The organism is Brevibacillus sp. FIR094 (genome assembly GCF_050477165.1).
Taxonomy (GTDB): Bacteria; Bacillota; Bacilli; order Brevibacillales; family Brevibacillaceae; genus Brevibacillus.
This window is the reverse complement of sequence record NZ_JBEAES010000016.1, coordinates 58,909-78,052: the sequence shown is the minus strand read 5'-3', so window position 1 is coordinate 78,052 and position 19,144 is coordinate 58,909. Positions and strand designations below refer to the sequence as shown.

16 protein-coding genes are annotated in these 19,144 nt (G+C 46.0%); 12 read left to right on the top strand and 4 right to left on the bottom strand.

Going from position 1 to position 19,144, the window contains the following annotated elements; genetic code table 11:
* Positions 1 to 30 precede the first annotated feature (30 nt).
* A complete protein-coding gene (locus tag ACQ5DJ_RS16165) occupies positions 31 to 1,356 on the bottom strand; it encodes an esterase-like activity of phytase family protein (protein WP_429843367.1) in 1,326 nt (441 codons plus the stop codon).
* Between the two features lie 213 nt (positions 1,357 to 1,569).
* On the opposite strand from ACQ5DJ_RS16165, the gene trpB reads away from it, so the two are divergent.
* The 6 genes from trpB to ACQ5DJ_RS16135 all read left to right on the top strand — a co-directional run bounded on the left by trpB (position 1,570) and on the right by ACQ5DJ_RS16135 (position 7,340).
* Positions 1,570 to 2,736: a tryptophan synthase subunit beta gene (gene trpB, locus ACQ5DJ_RS16160; protein ID WP_429843366.1), complete on the top strand. Its 1,167-nt coding sequence runs from the start codon at positions 1,570 to 1,572 to the stop codon at positions 2,734 to 2,736.
* A gap of 192 nt (positions 2,737 to 2,928) precedes the next feature.
* Positions 2,929 to 3,867, top strand: coding sequence for a nucleoside hydrolase (locus ACQ5DJ_RS16155; protein ID WP_429843432.1), 939 nt, complete (start codon positions 2,929 to 2,931; stop codon positions 3,865 to 3,867).
* Positions 3,868 to 3,924: 57 nt separating this feature from the next.
* On the top strand, positions 3,925 to 5,139 hold the full coding sequence (locus ACQ5DJ_RS16150; RefSeq protein ID WP_429843365.1) for a NupC/NupG family nucleoside CNT transporter: 1,215 nt from the start codon (positions 3,925 to 3,927) through the stop codon (positions 5,137 to 5,139).
* A 177-nt stretch (positions 5,140 to 5,316) separates the two neighbouring features.
* Positions 5,317 to 5,895, top strand: a complete 579-nt coding sequence (locus ACQ5DJ_RS16145) for a GNAT family N-acetyltransferase (protein WP_429843364.1) — start codon at positions 5,317 to 5,319, stop codon at positions 5,893 to 5,895.
* Between the two features lie 101 nt (positions 5,896 to 5,996).
* The gene (locus ACQ5DJ_RS16140) at positions 5,997 to 6,872 is read left to right on the top strand and encodes a radical SAM/SPASM domain-containing protein (RefSeq protein ID WP_429843363.1); all 876 of its coding nucleotides are present in this window, start codon (positions 5,997 to 5,999) and stop codon (positions 6,870 to 6,872) included.
* 51 nt (positions 6,873 to 6,923) lie between these two features.
* On the top strand, positions 6,924 to 7,340 hold the full coding sequence (locus ACQ5DJ_RS16135; protein ID WP_429843362.1) for a hypothetical protein: 417 nt from the start codon (positions 6,924 to 6,926) through the stop codon (positions 7,338 to 7,340).
* A 48-nt stretch (positions 7,341 to 7,388) separates the two neighbouring features.
* Here ACQ5DJ_RS16135 and ACQ5DJ_RS16130 read toward each other — a convergent pair whose 3' ends face one another.
* From ACQ5DJ_RS16130 to ACQ5DJ_RS16120, 3 genes are all read right to left on the bottom strand, one after another.
* Positions 7,389 to 8,687 (bottom strand): MFS transporter, encoded by a 1,299-nt coding sequence (locus ACQ5DJ_RS16130; protein ID WP_429843361.1) that lies wholly within the window; start codon positions 8,685 to 8,687, stop codon positions 7,389 to 7,391.
* 22 nt (positions 8,688 to 8,709) lie between these two features.
* Positions 8,710 to 9,321 carry a TetR/AcrR family transcriptional regulator gene (locus tag ACQ5DJ_RS16125; protein WP_429843360.1) on the bottom strand — a complete coding sequence of 204 codons (612 nt, stop codon included), beginning with the start codon at positions 9,319 to 9,321 and terminating at the stop codon, positions 8,710 to 8,712.
* Positions 9,322 to 9,466: 145 nt separating this feature from the next.
* A complete protein-coding gene (locus ACQ5DJ_RS16120; protein WP_429843359.1) occupies positions 9,467 to 10,252 on the bottom strand; it encodes a class I SAM-dependent methyltransferase in 786 nt (261 codons plus the stop codon).
* 267 nt (positions 10,253 to 10,519) lie between these two features.
* Here ACQ5DJ_RS16120 and ACQ5DJ_RS16115 point away from each other — a divergent pair, with 267 nt between their 5' ends.
* The 6 genes from ACQ5DJ_RS16115 to ACQ5DJ_RS16090 all read left to right on the top strand — a co-directional run bounded on the left by ACQ5DJ_RS16115 (position 10,520) and on the right by ACQ5DJ_RS16090 (position 18,936).
* A complete protein-coding gene (locus ACQ5DJ_RS16115) occupies positions 10,520 to 11,221 on the top strand; it encodes a response regulator (protein ID WP_429843358.1) in 702 nt (233 codons plus the stop codon).
* Positions 11,222 to 11,237: 16 nt separating this feature from the next.
* On the top strand, positions 11,238 to 12,362 hold the full coding sequence (locus ACQ5DJ_RS16110) for a sensor histidine kinase (protein ID WP_429843357.1): 1,125 nt from the start codon (positions 11,238 to 11,240) through the stop codon (positions 12,360 to 12,362).
* 118 nt (positions 12,363 to 12,480) lie between these two features.
* On the top strand, positions 12,481 to 13,419 hold the full coding sequence (locus ACQ5DJ_RS16105) for an ABC transporter ATP-binding protein (protein WP_048031181.1): 939 nt from the start codon (positions 12,481 to 12,483) through the stop codon (positions 13,417 to 13,419).
* Between the two features lie 15 nt (positions 13,420 to 13,434).
* Positions 13,435 to 14,565: an ABC transporter permease gene (locus ACQ5DJ_RS16100; RefSeq protein WP_429843356.1), complete on the top strand. Its 1,131-nt coding sequence runs from the start codon at positions 13,435 to 13,437 to the stop codon at positions 14,563 to 14,565.
* On the top strand, positions 14,562 to 15,710 hold the full coding sequence (locus tag ACQ5DJ_RS16095) for an ABC transporter permease (protein ID WP_429843355.1): 1,149 nt from the start codon (positions 14,562 to 14,564) through the stop codon (positions 15,708 to 15,710). The genes ACQ5DJ_RS16100 and ACQ5DJ_RS16095 overlap by 4 nt, the downstream gene beginning before the upstream one ends.
* Before the next feature lie 70 nt (positions 15,711 to 15,780).
* Complete coding sequence (locus ACQ5DJ_RS16090) at positions 15,781 to 18,936, top strand: ATP-binding protein (RefSeq protein WP_429843354.1); 3,156 nt, start codon at positions 15,781 to 15,783, stop codon at positions 18,934 to 18,936.
* Positions 18,937 to 19,144: the final 208 nt, after the last annotated feature.

Genomic DNA, 19,144 nt, shown 5'->3' with positions numbered 1-19,144 from the left:
TTGAAAGTGCAGGACTTCTTCTTTTGCTTTTTATTTCAAATCCTTACCAACTTTAATCACATACATCTGCGTTGGATTGCTATTAATTTTAATCTTACCCTTCTCATCATAGCCATCGACGCCGAAATCATTATCATTCACAATGGCAATCGTATTTTTATCCACAATCGCCAAGCCTTCCAGCTTTTCATGCGGATAGTTTAGCTTGGCTACATCCACCAGCAATTCCTTGGAAACAGGCACAATTCCTTTCTCTTTCACTTGAGCAACGGTGAGTTTTTCGAGGTCATGCTCACTTGTTGACGTACCAAGTAAATTGGTTGCTTTCGAAAAGTCTGCTTTGTAAATACGCTTAAGCTGTGCGTCTGCACCGGCATTTTTGTCTCGCTCGTCAATTAGTAAAACATCCTGACTGAGTGCGGCCAAGTCGCTGATAACGACGTCTTTTTGTTTCACTTTCACGAAGTCTTTTGCGTTCTCTGCGATGTACATGTACTCGCCTACAACTTTTTTGGTGGCGAGGTCCATCTTCAAAATGCGCAAATTACGGGAAGCTTCGCCTGTCTTTTTATCAGGGAGTGCCATCGGACTTTGGATCGAAGTATACAAGAACTTGCCGTCTGGCGAGATGGTGACACCTTCGAAGCCACGGTTTGCAATGCGTTTGGAATAGACGGCTGGCAGCGTGTCAAAAATCTCCATCTTTGCCCCTGAGGCAAGCAAGGCTTCTTTGCTGCCCTTTGGTACATAGCGGCCCAAGATTGTGCCGTCACGCTTTACTTGAATGATGGATGGGCGGTATTCGTCGGATAACCAAAAAGTATCGTCGATCGGATTGTAAGCGATGCCTTCCAAATCCAGACCGTCTGGATCGTAACTGAGCTTTTTGGTTCCCGTTACATCGTAAGGAACTTCATCAGGGCCAGCGAGGTTCGGCAATCCACTGATATAGGCAGTTTTCGTAAAAGGGTTGATCTTGCCCTGTTGCAAACGCAGCTTGATGGTTTCCAAAACGTGAATGTTTCCATTCTCTACTTTGATTTTGTACATACGTGGTGTGTAGTTTGGGTCAGGGAACGTACGCAGCTCGTCTTTGCCGAATTGCCCATTTGGTCCACGGTCAGCCAATGTATAAAAGATAGAAGGAGGATCGTTAGGAAGATGCACCAGACCGGAGAAGCCGCCTTCCTTAATACCCTCAGTGAGCGCAGGAGGATTTTTCCATTCATGAATTTCTGCTACTACTGGTGCTCCCGCTACATTTTGAGTTGCACCTGCTCCTTGTGTGCCGATCAAGGATAGAGCCGCAATTGTTGCGACCAGCAAGCTTTTCTTTTGAAAACGAATCTTCATCATATCCCTCCGAATGAACAAACGACGTAATGAATCACTTTTGTTAGACTACCCGATCTATATTGGGATAATATGAAGCTGAAATGATGGTTTTGTAAATGTTACCAACAAACCAGCGAATTCTGAATAATCATAAAACTAAATTGACACACGTTCTTTTGATCTTATAAAATGCAAGGAAGGATTGAGGACCAGTATAGTTGAGGAGAGATGAGAATGTCGTTGACAGAACAGACAAAAAAGGGGTATTTCGGTGAGTTCGGAGGAAGCTTTGTACCTCCACAATTGCAGGAAGTATTGGACTATTTGGATGAACAATTTGAAAGGTATAAAGACGACGAGGAATTTATCGAAGAGTACAAGTATTATCTGAAAGAATATATCGGTCGGGAAAATCCGTTGACGTTTGCTCGTCATTTAAGCGCAAAACTCGGCGGTGCCAAAATTTATTTAAAGCGGGAAGATTTAAACCATACGGGTGCCCACAAAATCAATAATGTCATCGGGCAAATCCTTCTGGCAAAACGAATGGGTGCACAGCGTATTATTGCCGAGACGGGTGCAGGACAGCATGGAGTTGCTACCGCGACTGTTTGCGCGATGTTTGGCATGGATTGCGTGATCTATATGGGCGCAGAGGATACGAAAAGACAAGCGTTAAATGTGTTTCGGATGGAGCTTTTAGGGGCAAAAGTGATTGCGGTGTCCAAAGGGCAAGGAAGATTGAAGGACGCGGTGGATGAAGCGCTGAATGATTTGGTTGAAAACTATCAGAACACGTTCTACTTATTGGGATCTGCGGTTGGTCCGCATCCGTTCCCTACAATGGTTAAGTATTTCCAAGCGATTATCAGTGAGGAATCCAAACGACAAATCGTAGAAAAAGAAGGTCGGTTGCCGGATGCGGTCATCGCTGCTGTTGGCGGTGGCAGCAACGCGATTGGGGCTTTTGCCCATTATATAGAGGAACCATCCGTACGTCTGATTGGTGTTGAGCCTGATCAGGCACCTACCTTGACCAAAGGGGTTCCAGCCGTCATTCACGGTTTTAAATGCCTCGTATTGCTGGACGAAAATGGAGAGCCTCAAAAAACGTATTCGATAGCGGCCGGGTTGGATTACCCTGGTATTGGTCCAGAGCACAGCCAGCTAAAAGTCAGTGGACGAGCGGAATATTACACGGTGACAAATGAAGAAGTGTTGGCGGCTTTTCAAGAACTATCGAGAACAGAAGGGATCATTCCCGCCTTGGAAAGCGCACATGCCATTGCCTATGCCTTGCAGTTGGCCCCCACTCTTTCACCAGAGCAGATTCTGATTGTTAATCTTTCAGGAAGAGGTGACAAAGACGTCGAGCAAGTTTTCCATCTGTTAAACAAATAAAGTGGTTTAGAGGCTATCGCGAAAGTAGATTTTCTACTAGAGGATAGTCTCTTTTTCGTTCATTAGCGGTGCTGTTCATAATGGTTATATATTTTTTAGTGAAACTTTAGTATTATTTTTTGAAGGGTTCCAAATAATAGTGGTTTCATTGTACTTCTTACAAGTTCATGTATGAGATTGGAGATAATAATGATGAAGAAAAACATTTACTTTAACCATGATGGCGGCGTTGATGATTTAATTTCTTTATTCTTGCTGCTCCAAATGGACAATGTGAATCTGACGGGGGTATCCGTCATTCCAGCGGATTGTTACTTGGAACCAGCGATGTTTGCCAGCCGGAAAATCATTGATCGTTTCGGTAAAGGCGGTTTGGATGTAGCAGAGTCCAATTCCCGCGGGAAAAATCCTTTTCCAAAGGACTGGCGCATGCATGCCTTTTATGTAGACGCACTACCCTTGCTCAATGAATCAGGAGAAGTGATTACACCAGTAGCAGACAAGCCTGCACATCTTCACATTATTGAAACGTTGCGTGCAACGGAAGGAAAAACGACCTTGCTGTTTACTGGTCCTTTGACTGACCTTGCGCGTGCATTGGATATCGATCCAACCATCGAAGAAAAAGTAGAGCGCCTAGTGTGGATGGGCGGAACATTCCGCGAAGAAGGCAACGTGCATGAGCCTGAGCACGATGGAACAGCAGAGTGGAACGTATTCTGGGACCCGGAAGCAGCTGCTCGTGTATGGGAAAGCGGAATTGAGATTGATTTGGTCGCACTGGAGAGCACGAACCAAGTCCCACTGACATTGGATGTTCGTGAGCGCTGGGCAAAAGCGCGCAAGCATATCGGTGTGGATTTCTTGGGTCAATGCTATGCAATGGTGCCGCCGCTTGTACATTTCTCGACCAACTCGACTTACTACCTGTGGGATGTATTAACCACAGCGTTTGTTGGCAATAGTGATCTTGTAAAGGTACAAACGGTTAACAGCAACGTGATTACAGAAGGGGCAAGCCAAGGCCGAACTGTTGAGACGGCTGATGGACGCCCTGTACATGTGGTGTATGACGTAAATCGTGATGCATTTTTTGATTACATAACAGAATTAGCGAAAAAAGCGAACTAGAACAAAGCAAGTCATCTTAGATATCGACACAGCTGGCGATAAGGAAAGGATATGTTCATGCAATACATTTGGGGAGTTCTCGGCATCCTGGGAATTTTTTTGATAGCCATTGCGTTTTCGAAAAATCGGAGAGCGATCAATCCGAGAACGGTCATTGGTGCGTTTGCGATTCAGTTTATTTTTGCTTTAGTCGTACTGAAATGGGATTTTGGGAAAAAGCTTCTGGAGTACTTGGCGTCGATTGTACAAAGCATCATTGACTCGACGAATGCCGGAATTCAGTTCTTGTTTGGCGGGATACTCGGTGCACAGAACGCAGGCTTTACGTTTGCTCTGCAAGTTTTGCCGATCATTATCTTCTTCTCTTCCCTGATCTCGGTCCTGTATTATCTCGGAATCATGCAGTGGGCGACGAAAATCATCGGTGGATTTTTGTCTCGTGTGCTCAAAACGAGCGAAACCGAATCCATGTCAGCCTCTGCAAATATTTTCTTGGGTCCGATTGAGGCACCACTTGTCGTAAGGCCTTATATTGAGAAAATGACCAAGTCCGAGCTGTTTGCTGTAATGACAGGTGGATTGGCGTGCGTTTCGGGCTCGGTTATTGGTGGGTATGCGATGCTTGGTGTTCCGATTGAATATTTGCTAGCCGCAGCATTCATGGGAGCGCCGGGTGGTCTGTTGCTTGCGAAACTAATGATGCCGGAAACGGAACAGCCACACAGAGTGGAACGTATAGAAGTAATGAAAGATACGGAGTCCAGAAACGTTATTGACGCGGCAGCTCGTGGAGCTTCGGATGGGTTAAAAGTAGCTGCTGGTGTCGGTGCACTGTTGCTCGCATTTATCTCGTTGATTTTCTTGCTGAACTCGATTATTGGTTGGCTTGGCGGGTTAGTGGGATTCGAAGCGTTGACGCTCGAGCACATTTTAGGCTACCTGTTCGCGCCAATTGCCTTTATGATCGGGGTCCCATGGGAGGAAGCGCTAAAAGCCGGTTCTTTCATCGGGCAAAAGATTGTCCTCAACGAATTTGTCGCGTACACGGCTTTTGCACCTGAGATCGCGAATTTGTCGCAAAAAAGCGTTGTGATCATCAGCTTCGCCCTTTGCGGCTTTGCCAATCTAGCTGCGCTGGCTATGGTCATTGGCGGCTTGGGTGGCTTTGCTCCGTCAAGAAGATCAGACCTTGCGGAGATGGGCTTACGTGCAGTAGTTGCAGCAACCTTGGCGAATTTGTTGAGCGCAGCGATTGCAGGGATGCTCATTTAGAGGAAATAGTAGAAAGAAGTACGAGGGCTGGAGTAATCCATGCCCTCCTTAAAATGAATGATGCAGGTATGGGGGCAAGCTTCCATACCTTTTTTCTATGAGGTGCATAAGAAGGAAAAAGAGTCATGTTGGAAAAATTAAGAAGTTAGGTAATCTCAAAAGGATGGAGTTGAAACCATGAACGCTGACGTACTTTTTAACCAGTTTCCCATTTTAAAATCAGATCGTTTCACATTGAAGAAAATCGAAGAGCAGCATTTGGATGAAGTATTTGAAATCTACAGCAATGACCGTGTATTTGCCTACTGTGGGATTATCCCCAAGCATAATAAAGCGACAGTGAAAAACATGATCGGGCATTTTGAGAGAGACTATTTGAAAAAATCGAAGATCAAATGGGGAATATTCGCCAATGATACCCCCGATCATTTGCTTGGCATTATGGAAGCTTTCGACTTTCATCAAAAGGTAAGCATGGTGACGATTGGCTACTTCTTGTCCGAAGCGCATTGGGGAAAAGGGATTGCGACGGAAGCAGTAAACATATTGCTCCACTTTTTGTTTATGGATGTCAACGTCAACCGAATACAGGCGGAAGTGATGCCTCCGAATGAGAGCTCCAAGAAAGTATTGTTGAACAATGGCTTCATGAAGGAAGGAACGCTTAGACAAGCGACGCTATGGTCGGGCAAAGGGATTGTGGATGTGGAGATTTACGGAATGTTAAAAGAGGACTATGAAAAAGGAAGGGGATGAATGTTGCCCCTTCACCAGAATACACCGTTACCCGTAAAAGCCCTCCTATGTTACTATGATGGGTATGATCAATCATAGGCATCTGGAATGGGGAAAACATCTTGAAAACATTTAAGAAAGTCTATATAGAAATCACCAGCGTTTGCAATCTCGCCTGTACCTTTTGTCCGCCAACGGAGCGCAGTAAAAGTTTTATTAAAGTAGAAGACTTTGCGAAAAGGCTGGATGAGATCAAACCGCACACCGATTACATTTATTTGCACGTCAAAGGGGAACCGCTTCTCCATCCCAAAATTGATGAGCTGCTCGATATCAGTCATGAGAAAGGCTTCAAGGTCAATATCACCACAAATGGTACGCTGATTGCGAAAAATCGGCATAAATTGCTGGGTAAGCCTGCACTCCGACAAATGAACTTCTCACTTCACAGCTTTGATGGACATATCGGCTCAACCGACCGCGAAGGTTATTTGCAGGAAATTCTCTCCTTTGTTCGGGAAGCGCAGGAGCATCAAGTGATTTTTTCTTTCCGTCTGTGGAATTTGACACAGGATAACGCCACGAACATTCAAAAGAGTAGAAACCGCCAGACGCTTGAAGTGATTGAGAAAGAATTTGGGCTGGACTATCGAATTGAAGAAAAAGTAGTGCCGGGCAGCGGGGTAAAAATCGATGACCGCGTTTATTTGAACCAAGATTACGAATTCCAGTGGCCGAGTCTGACAGCGCCTGAGGATGATGGAAAAGGCTTTTGCCATGGCCTACGCACGCAGGCGGCGATTCTCGAAAATGGAACGGTTGTGCCTTGCTGTCTCGATGGGGAAGGGGTTATTAATCTAGGGAATATTAATCAGACCTCTTTCACTGATATTGTGGATGGCGAGCGGGCCAATAATCTGGTAGAAGGATTTTCTCGCAGGGAAGCTGTCGAGGAATTATGTAAGAGATGTGGGTATCGCCAGCGGTTTGGAGTGTAACGAAGTAAAACGTCCGAGTCATACGATTCGGACGTTTCTTTTTTCATTTGAATGATACTACTAACAACGGCGGTGACGGCGACGGCGACAACGGAAGAAACAGAAACGACAGCGGCGACGACGGCGACGGAAAAAGTTACAAAAACGGCAGCGACGACGACGGCGGTGGCGACAACCACAACGATCATGGTCGTGGTCAAAATCTTCGTCAAAGTCTCTGTCGATGTCCTTTTCTATGTCTCTGTCACAATCCTTTTCAATCTCGTGTTCCTTTTCACGATCTTTACAACCACAAGACATACATCCACCTCCTTGTTGCTTGTTACTATATTTTATGAATATCGCTTGGACATGACTGGACTAACTATAGGGGAAAAAAGCTTGTTTTCAGGCGCAGAAAAGTGGCAAATGCCGTTATCCTCCCACAAAGTCATGGGCAAAAGTGCTGGTAAAACACAAAAAAGATAGCAGATCCCATAGCTTCGTGAGCGAATGAGAAATGCTATCTATTTTCGTCTATGTTCTTCTCACTTCCAATGCTTGTTGCTCCAGCTCATGAATCTTCCTCACACGCCCGATCATCATTCCAAGAAACGAAACAAGTATCCCCGAGACGATAAACACAAAACCAATCCCCCTGCCAGGCCCCGTTCCGATGATGGGCCCGACCGTTTGCCCAAGCAATCGATCTGGATCAAATAACGGATTGAATACATGATCCGCCAAAAATCCAGCCGATCCAAATGCCAGTACGAACCCGATTTGCGAAATAGCCGTGATCATCGACCATACTCTGCCTTGCCATTCATTCTCGACATTCGTTCGGATGAGAACCTCAAGGCTCGTGTTTACAAAGGGAAGCGTTGTAAAAAAGAGGAAGCCAAAAACCATAATCAGCCAAACGGAAGTGAACACACCCATCAGGGCATAAAACAACCCAGCAAATACGAGAGAGAAGGCGAGCATGAACACCTTGCTCTTTCCCATACCGAAAAGTCCGATCAAAAGGCTGCTGATGAGCATACCCGATGCAGATGCAGAGAGGGCAATACCGAGCGTCTTGGAATCAGTTAATGTCAGCATCATAGGCCCAAAAAGCGATTGAAGCAGCCCAATGTAAAAGCACACGACAGACATTAACAGCACTAGCGAGAAAACCCCTTTCTTTGAAAGGAGATAGCGGAAGGCCTCAGACATTTCGTGGAAAAAGCTTTGTCTTTCATGTTTCTGGGGAGTGGCATCATGTTTCATAATGATCAGCACGGCGCCAATAGCTAGAAGGAAGGTCATCATATCGATGAGTAAGACGAGCTGGATATCAAAAGCACTGAGAAGAAACCCTGCAACCAGTGGAGAAATAAGATATTGAGCTGAACTGGCTAGTTGGATAAGCCCGCTTGCTTGTGAGTACATCTCTTCCGGAACCAGATCAGAAACGGCTGCTTTAAAGGCTGGGTTTAGAATAGCGGCAGAGATCGAGCTGATGCCGACGCCCAAATAGATGTGCCATAATTCCAAACGCCCGGACAGCATGACAAGCAAGATGAACAAGACACCAGCTATGGAACCAATATCGCCAATGATCATCATTTTCTTGCGGTCAAATCTGTCTGCCAGCACACCGCTAAAGGGAAGTAAAAGGAAAGAAGGGAGAAAAGAAAAGAGAATGATTAACGAATAGCTCATGGTAGACTGGGTCTGCTGAAAAACAAATACACCCAAGGCAAAAGCGGTAAGTCCACTTCCGATAGCTGAAAACAGTTGCCCTGACCAAATGATCAGGAATCTGCGAAAGGCTTTATCATGAGCGATCATTGTCTTTCCTCCTTTTCATCCACTACAGAAACGAGAAGGACCCCGGCGCAGCTCCTAGTGACCTTTCAATAATCACCTGCATGGCTTGTAATCGTTTGGTCTGTTCCTCTTGCTCCCAATGAAAAATGCCGGATTCCAACAAAAATTGCGAGCCAGCGAGGAGAAATTGAACGGTCTCCAAGGCATTCTCGACATGAAAGACACCTTCTTTATTTCCTTGTTCAATGACTTGCGCAAGGACAGGGGCAATTTTCAAGATAATGGCGATGTTCAGACGCTCGTGAAGCTCTCTATTTTCAGGGCGATGCAAGCTTTCCATCCATTCGGCTTGCTTGTCGATAGGTTGTCTTTGACTGCGCAGCATCTGGCGAACCTTCTCCATGATACTTAAGGCAGAGTCATCTGAGATTTTTTTATATTCTTCGCAAAGCGTATCGACCATGGACTGGACAAATGCTTCGAGGATCTCTTCCTTCGATTTGAAGTAGTAATAAAAGGTTCCTTTCGCTACGCCCACCTTTTGAATGATCGCATCTACGGTTGTATGGACATAACCCTGATTTCGAAATAGCTCCCCGGCGGCTTCCAATATTTCTGCTCGCCGTGTTGTGGGGTCTTTCACGATTCTTTTCATCGGCGCCTCCTTCGATTGTCAGTAAGTGGTTGGATACAGATTACCATATGACTGACCGTCAGTCTATAAGTGAGTAAAAGAAAAGAGGAGGGAAAGTCTCCTCTGTTCGGTATTTGGAATTTATTAAGATGATGGCAAACTTTCGTTATAATTTCTCGGCGATAATCGTGAAGGTTTTCGGGATTCCTTTGTCAAAAACTTCCGAGGAAAGGTTCGGGAGCTCTTCCAGCATTTTTAGGCACAGCCCTTTGCTTGCAATGGCTGTTACAATTTCCCCTAATGTCCAATTGCGTAACATTACTTTTGATTCAGTGTTATTCATTCCGTTCGAAAGGAATTTGGAGAAAGCAATCTCCTTTTCCTCAAGCGAGGTGTCGAAATAATCGCCTGTTACTTTATGTTTGCGGATAGTAGCAGTCGTTCCGCGGGAGGAGATGAGTTTTGTGGATACCGGATGGAAATCTTGGAGGACGATCATGCCGCCTTTTCGCAGGAGCGAGTTGACTACCTGGAATAATTCGGTTAAGTCCAAAAAGTAATGAAGAATACCGAATTCCATAAAAACGAGATCATACTCACCAGACAATGCATCTGGAGGTAGCTGCAATACATCCGAAACGATGTAAGTCAGGTCAACATCGGCAGCTGCAGCCAGTTCTTTGGCGTACTGCTCATTCTCATAAGAGAAATCGGCGATGGTCACGTCGGCACCTAACAAGGCAAGAGCAACGGCTTTGTTTCCATTTGAACCGAGTAAATTGATAATCTTTTTGCCGCGAATATCCCCCATGTGCTCATATACTTTACCGATTCGCTTTTGGGGGTCTTCTTTAATTTTGACCGCTGCCTCAACAGGTGTTCCAAAGCGTTTTAGCCACGCTTGATATGCTCCAGTGTTCCAAGCCGTTTTATTTAGTTGTGCTGTTTCCACAAATTCCCCTCCATAGAGTATTCCATTCAAAAAATTGGCCCCGGTATGTTGTTACGAGGGCTTAGGTAATTTATCATACTGACGCAGCGCATTCGTGTCTATATATTTTCGAAGTGTTAATTTTTCCATATGTGACCTGAAAGCGAGAACAATTGGGGGCGAGATTCTACAATTGTGAAGCAAAGCGAGACAGTGGTAATATTGGGGAAAATATATACGTCCGCTCTTTATGCGGTCGAGGGTTTGTTCGACGGGAGGCAAGCTGCTTTGAAAATCAAAGTGTTGATCGCAGACGACAATTCGTTTATACGGGAAGGCATGAAAATCATCCTGACGAGCTTCGAGGAGTTTGAAGTAGTCGGAATTGTGGAGGATGGGGTCGAGGCGGTGATGTTTTGTAAACAGAACGAGGTAGACGTCGCGCTCTTGGACGTTCGGATGCCGAACATGAATGGAGTGGAAGCGACTCGTGTGCTGACTGCCGAGACTACGGTCAAACCGCTCATTTTGACCACATTCGACGATGACGAATTTGTTCTTGAAGCCATTCAAGCGGGGGCACGCGGTTATTTATTGAAAAACAATGATCCCAACCGCATTCGAGATGCCATCAAGAGTGTCTATAACAACCATCATGTCCTACAGGATGTCGTTCTGGATAAGATCAAAATGAACCTGAATACAGAGAAGAATGCGACGGATGCCGTGTCTGCTACCGCTCCATCCAAAGCGAAAGCAGCCAACCCTACCGAAAGTAAAATTGATCAAAGCTTATTTACGGAACGGGAGCTCGATGTCATGAAGCAGATTGCTAAAGGGCTATCGAACAAAGAAATCGCCAAGAAGCTGTTTATTTCCGAGGGAACAGTTGCGAATTACATAACTTCCATCTTGAATAAAACAGCGCTTGAACACCGCACGCAGATCGCCATCTATTATTTGACGGGCGAAACGAACATGTCTGATTGAAAGGAAGTTACCACCGATGGAGTTATGGACAATGGCTAATAAGGCAGCGGTGCTTGGGTTTATCATCGTGACTTCTTTTCTTGCTCATCCCACTTCTGAAATTGACCCGTGGCAAATTCTTGTGTACTTATTGTATCTGGCTATTAATCTCACTATTCTCATCATGAAAAAGATGAAAAAGAAGAATGATCAGCAATGGTTTGTTGGGCTATCCATCCTGTTCGTGATAGCGAGTGGACTCATACTGGATCCGTTGTTTCTCCTTCTCTTGCCAATCAATATTTTGGAGCTAGCATTCTTAGCAGGTAAGCAGCCGGTGGTTGTATTTTTATGTATGTTGTTGCCATTTTTCATCGTACCGCCTGAATGGGTGCCCTTGTTTCTATTAACGGCTTTGCTCAGCTTTTTTCTGTACAGATGCGGCAGTATGTTGACAAATAAGCTTGGCAGGCTGGAGGCGGAACGGGAGAAGCAGAGAGAGGATCTATACAGGTTGACCTGTACCTTAAACGAAAATCATGAGTATTTCCGACAGTCAGCCTATACCATTCAACTAGAAGAGCGCAATCGCCTTTCCCAACAAATTCACGACGATGTGGGGCATGCGGTTGCAGGTGCGCTGATACAAATGGAAGCGTCGCGACTGCTGATGGCGACTGATCCGGACAAGGCATCCGAGCTGCTCCGTAATGCGATCGCAATATCGAAGGAAGGGCTGGAGCGAATCAGAGTGACACTTAAGGATGTGAAGCCTCGGCCGGAGGAGCTCGGAATCAATCGACTCCGGTTGTTTGTCGATGAGCTGTCTGCGAGAGAGACAGTGACAGCCACGCTTACTTTTGACGGGGACATTGACGTCATTACACCGATTCAATGGAAAATCATCCAGCAAAATGCGACGGAAGCGGTCACGAATGCACTCAAATATGCGAAGGCGACAGTGATTTCCCTAGAGGTACGGGTGCTGAATACATTCATAAAAGCAGTGGTCACAGACAATGGGGCCGGCGCAGAAAAGGTTGTAAAAGGGCTTGGCATTCTCGGGATGGAGGAGAGAGCTGCTTCCGCTGGTGGAACGGTGGTTGTAGATGGTACGCGAGGCTTTAGCGTGACCACACTGCTGCCTTATCGCAACGAATGAAAAAGATCATGAGAAACAACATGAGAATTCTCATGTGCCGAGGGATGAACTTATGCACTGACATAGGGGCATCCTTTTTTATTACAATGCAGACATAGCCACGAAGGGAGTGAGTTACGTGAGTCATGTATTGGAAATTCGTCAGTTAACGAAAAAATTCGGTGATTTCGTCGCCGTCGACAATATGTCTCTGAATGTGCGTGAGGGAGAAATTTTTGGTTTCTTGGGGGCCAACGGAGCGGGAAAGAGCACGACCATCAATATGATCGCGTCTCTGTTGCGCGTAACAAAGGGTGAGATTACCCTGCTGGGAAAAAACATTGAGAAACACAGCAAATTCGCCAAAATGAACATCGGTATCGTACCACAAGATATCGCCATCTACGAGGATATGACTGCTTATGAAAATGTGAGGTTTTTTGCTGGTTTGTACGGACTGCGTGGATCACTGCTTCGCGAACGGACGGAAGAGGCACTTGAATTCGTCGGTCTCGGTGACAAAGCTACTAGCTTTCCCAAAAACTTTTCTGGCGGGATGAAGCGCCGATTAAACATCGCTTGCGCCATTGCCCATCGGCCGAAGCTGATCATCATGGACGAACCTACTGTCGGGATTGACCCTCATTCGCGCAATTATATCTTGAATTCGGTACGCAAGCTAAACGACATGGGCTGCACGATCATTTATACGAGCCATTATATGGAGGAAGTCGAAGAAATCTGCACCCGTATTGCCATCGTTGACCATGGAAAAGTCATCGCGGAAGGATCGAAGGAGGAGCTAAAAGCGATTATTACTGACGCAAAGGAAATTTGGATTGGCGTCCGGGCAGATGAACCGTTAAACCTCGAAGGTATTAAGGCGATTCCTGGTGTGAATGCGGTGCTTCAAGAAGAGAATACGATCAAAATCGTATCGAAAACGGAGATCAACAACCTGAACCGGATCATTCAGCAATTCATCAAGGATCAGGTAGAAATCCGCTCCGTTGAAGAGCAAGCGCCGAATCTGGAGACGGTGTTCTTGACCTTAACCGGTCGAAACTTGCGAGACTAGAGGAGGGGCTTTGCCATGAATATATGGAGTATCGCTATAAAAGAAATCAAGTCCAGCCTTCGCGAAAAGAGAACGTTTATGTTTATGTTAGCACTTCCCATCATCTTGATGCTGATATTAGGTTCCGCCCTTTCCAATGCATTCGACGATACGAGGACCGTAGGAGATATGCGCTTGCTGTATAAAAGCAACGGGACGAATGTGCAAATGACTACGGCGTGGAACTCGTTTATAGAAGCATTGGGTGATAAAGGAGTGGAGGTCGCTCCAGTAAGTTCAGGCATGGATGGGCAGGAGGAAGTTCGCTCGGATCGCTATACAGGGTACGCAGTCGTCAGTGATACGGGGATTGCGTTTTATGGAAGCAGCAAGAATGCGATAGGAAGCAACATCCTTGCGGGGATGCTAACCGTTTTTGCAGATCGGTACTCGCTCGCATCTGCAGCTTATCAGATAGATCCCGAATCTGCTTCGGCAATCGTCAAGGGTTACGGACAGCACAATGATTTTATTCATGAAACGACCTTGAATCCAAATAAAAAACCGGGGGCAATCGACTATTACGCGATTGCGATGACGACCATGATTGCGCTCTACTCGATGTTATCTGCAAGTTATTTGTTCACCAAGGAGCGAACAAACAAAACGTCCACACGATTAATGGCAGCACCTGTCAGCAAAGGTGTCATTTTTACCGGAAAAATTATCGGCAGTACGTTCGTCAATATGTTTTTCGTACTCGTCGTGTTCTTAGTCAGCAAGTTCGTGTTCCAAGCAGATTGGGGCAACCACTACGGAATGGTGATCCTCATACTTTTGACAGAGGTGTTGCTTGCGGTCAGTCTGGGTCTGGGGATCAGCTTTCTTTTCAAAGGTGAAGGGGTAAGAGCAATCAACAATATTTTTACGCAAGTCGCTTCCTTTGTAGGCGGTGCTTATTTTCCTGTTGATCAATCAGCTGGTATCTTCAGCCTTCTGTCCAAATTCTCTCCCCTTCAATGGGCGAATACAGGTCTGATGCAAATCATTTACACGGACAATCCGAGAGGCGCATGGTTTGCGATTGCGATGAATGTGAGCATTGCCACGGCGTTTATCATCATTTCTGTAATTACGATGCGCAGAAGGGAGGGGGCTTTTGTATGAGTGAAATGCTTTGGCTAATTCGGAAAACCTTGATGGAGACGTTTCGTAGTAAAAAAAGCTGGTTCACCTACTTGGGTTTGCCGATCGCAGGGGTTCTGCTGTCTTTCACCCTCTACAGCAATGCAGGCAGCGGCACGATCCATGTCGGAATCATTAATCAAGATGGGAACCAGGTGATCACGCAAGACACGATCCAGTTTATCGAGAGATTGAATCATATCAAGGTCACAGTCATCGACGAACAAACGATGCGTGAACAAATCGTTTCTGGTGAGCTGGATAGCGGAATTGTTTTCGAGTCAGGGTATGCTGCTAGTGTTCGGAAGGGGGCGCCAGCACACTTGAATATGGTTTCAGTAAAAGGTGAACAGGTTACTGCCTACGTGAAGGCCATGCTGCACAGTTATATCGGCAATCTTGCCGCGATTGGAAAAGCGGCACAAGCGGATGAGGCTAAGTTCACGAACCTGTATACGGCATTTCACGAGCAAAGCTACAAGCTCAATACCGTAGAGCTTCAAGACACCTCGAATGTAACGCGTATGACGAATCAATCGATTGGTTTCCTCATTATGTTCATGATGTTTTCAGCGGTGAACATGTCGGAGATCATTTTAAAAGAAAAAGAAAATCGTACTTTTTTGCGACTCCTTTCTTCGCCAATGTCGGCTAGATCCTATGTATTCTCGAATATTATCGTCAGCATGTTTATTTTGCTGCTGCAAATCATCGTGACCTTGCTCGTCATGAAAAACGTCTTTGGCATAGATGCAGGCGTCTCGTATGGTCAAATGATTCTGCCGCTGTTCGTGTTCGCACTGGGGGCAATCGCACTTTCTCTGATGACTGTTGCCTTTGCGAAGAGTAGAGCAGGTGCCGGAGCGATTTCCAACCTGATCATATTACCGACGTGCCTCTTGGCTGGCTGCTTCTTTCCCATGGAAATCATGCCGGACACCGTGCGCAAAATTTCAACATTCTTGCCCCAGCATTGGTTGCTCGATACGGTGAATAAGCTTCAACAAGGGTACAGTCTGGGGAGCATGTATTTGAACATAGCTATTTTGCTCGCATTCGCTACGGTTTTTGCCTTGATCGCCATCTATCGGTTTGGGCGGAATAACGATAGCAGGCAGTTTGTGTAAGAAAAATAGGATTAGGTGAACTGTAATTTGACAAGGGATAATACGAATCGTGTCGAAAGATGATCTTACTATGATAAAGCAAAGCATCTATAATCGGAGTCATTCAAAAGCACTCATTAGTAAGCATCTTGTGATTCTTCTCTTGTTTCTAGCATTTCTTCTAGGTCTTCGAACGTTCTGGTTTTCGTTTCATGTGTTTCCAGAACATCCGCCTGTGGTTCAAGGGGTTATTGATATGCGCGGGTGGGACTTTGAAAATTCCCCGTCCATTTCACTGGATGGGGAATGGGAGTTTTTCCCCGATTCTTTCATCACACATGAAGATTTTAAGCAATCATCGAATGACGAACGACAATACGTTCAAGTGCCTGGCAATTGGAGTAGCGCTTTTTCCCGGGAGGCTCCGTCACCGTATGGCTATGGAACATACCGTTTACGGATTTTGGTCGATCAACCACTAAATCAGCCATACACTTTATGGGTTCCGGAAGTGGAAGCATCTTCTACCGTAGAGGTTAACGGAGAGATATTAGCCAGAGTCGGAGTACCTGCGACAACAGCGGAAGAGTACACGCCGCGGAAGGCATCCTTCACGGCTACGTACATTGCAGGTGATGCAAAGGTCATTGAAGTGCTTGTCCGAACGGCCAACTTTCATAATCCAATCGAAGGGGGCATCGTCAGATCGATTTACTTCGGGTCGCAGGCCGCTGTTGACAACGAACGGTGGTATTCTATCGGCTTTCAGATGACAACCTTCCTCATCTTATTGCTACATGGCTTGTATGCAGGCATTCTGTATGTATTGAATGCTCGCCACAAAGAGTTTCTGGTGTTTTTTCTGTTACTTTCCTGCGTGGGGATAAAGACTGTTTCTGATTATGACAATCTGTTGCAACTTTGGCTCCCGATCGATTATACATGGGCATTCAAGGTGGAAGTGCTCGCCTACATATGGCAGCCTTTGCTGATGATATTATTGGTCAGAAGTTTATCTGATCAGGAAGAGAAAGAATACTCCAAGCCGTTTCGGGCATATCTTTCCGTGCTCAGTCTTTATTCGGCAGTCATCATACTGGGAACAGCACAATGGGTGTACTTTTTAGCTGGAACGCCATTTTTGGTCATTCTTTATTTAGGTCCGTTATTGCTGTTTGTTTTCCGGATCAGCAGTATGCTCATGCAAAACAAGAATGATGCTGTGTTTCTGCTCATTGCTGCAACGAGTATTTTTTCCAATGTCATTTGGTCAGCAATCATGGAATATCAAATCATAGACATCAAGTACGTTTATTATCCGCTCGATCTGATAGCGGCTCTTGTTTGTTTCTCTGCCTATTGGTTCAAGCGATTCTTTCGCAATTCAGCGGAAAAGGCAAAGCTAACGGAGCAATTGAAAGAAGCCGACAAGCTCAAAGACCAGTTTCTCGCCCATACTTCTCACGAACTGAGAACACCATTGCACGGCATCATGAATATCGCCCAGACTGTCGTTAACAATGAAAGGCATGTCATGGGCGGTCGCAGTACGCAGGATATGGAGCTCTTAATCACGATTAGCCGCAGAATGTCGCATTTACTGGACGATTTACTAGATGTCGTACGGTTGCAGGACAAGCATATCGTGTTGCAGAAGAAGCCGTTGCATATTCAATCGGTTGTTTCCGGCATCATCAGCATGCTCACCTATATGGTAGAAGGCAAGCCTGTTCAACTGAAAATGGACATACCAGAGTCCATCCCGCCAATCTTGGCAGATGAAAAGCGGTTAGTCCAGATTCTGTTCAATCTTGTTCACAATGCACTAAAATTCACGGAAGAAGGATCTGTCGTCGTTTCTGCTGAGATCGTGGACGGACAGGTGGCAATCTATGTATCCGACACAGGAAACGGGATGGATGAGCAGACCAAGGCACGTATCTTTTTGCCGTATGAGCAGGGAGCACAAGCAACGAACGATGGAGGAGGAATCGGCCTGGGTCTTGCTATTTGTACACAGCTGGTAGAGCTGCATGATAGCGAGCTGAAAGTCGACTCTGAACCGGGAAAAGGTTCCGTATTTAGCTTCTGGCTGCCCGTGGTTAGTACAGATGAGATGAGAGCAGCAGAGAGTCAATTTGTGGAGCAGATGGATAAGAACAATCAAGTAATGGCTATCAACCAGATGAGGCATAGTGAAGCCCCAGATATCTTGGCTTTTCAGCAAACGGCTGCGCATGCATCTGTTGATAGAAAGGCAAACATATTAGCGATCGATGACGACCCGGTTAACCTAAGGGTGCTGGATCGAATGCTCTCATCTTCCCATTATCAAATCACTACGTGCACATCGCCAAGAGACGCGCTCGATCTGCTGTTTACAGAGCAGTGGGACTTGCTTATCATCGATGTCATGATGCCGCATATGTCGGGCTATGAGCTGACGCAAAAGGTCAGGGAGCATTTCTCTGTTTCAGAGCTTCCGATCTTGCTCTTAACGGCGCGTAGCCAGTCTGAGGATATATACACCGGGTATTTGTCTGGTGCGAATGACTATGTATGCAAACCAGTCGACGGCATGGAGCTGAAATATCGTGTCTGGTCGTTGACGACGCTGAAGCAAACAGTCGATGAACGACTGCGCATGGAGGCTGCCTACTTGCAGGCGCAGATTCACCCGCACTTCTTGTTCAACACACTTAGCTCGATTATGGCGTTGAGTGACATTGATATGGAGAAAATGCGTAAACTCGGGGATGCGTTTATCGCCTTCTTGCATATCAGTTTCGACTTTTTGAATACAGGAAAACAAGTTGCACTCTCCCATGAGCTGGAGCTCGTCCAAGCGTATCTTTACATTGAAAAGGAACGATTTGGCGAGCGGTTACAGATCGTGTGGGAGGTTGAGTCTGATATCGATCTTCTCATCCTGCCACTGACCATTCAGCCGTTGGTTGAGAATGCCATCAACCACGGTCTTCTTACCCGAATAGAGGGGGGAACTCTCTATATCCGCATCGTCCGGCAAAAGAACGCCACCCTTTTTGAGGTGAAGGATGACGGTATCGGGATGGAGGAAGCGACTGTGCGGCAAATTCTCGACTTGTCGAAGAAGGAAAGGGGCGGAATCGGCGTGTCCAACACGAATCGGAGACTGACGCAAATGTACGGGAAGGGCTTGCGCATCACGAGTAAGCCTGGCGAAGGAACTACGGTGTCGTTTGTCATACCGGATCGGACGCAATAGAGCAAGTTTGCTATTTTAGCACCATGGATCACTGTTACTGGTGACGCAGGGTGCTTTTTTCGCGTTTTTATACTTCGAACGCTGTTTACCCGCCCCTACAATCAACGGAATTATTACAGACGCTACAGTCATAGTCACCATAGCGATTCCCATAGATGGCACATTTAGAACAATGGTAACAACAATTAGCCCCACTTGGATCAGTTGG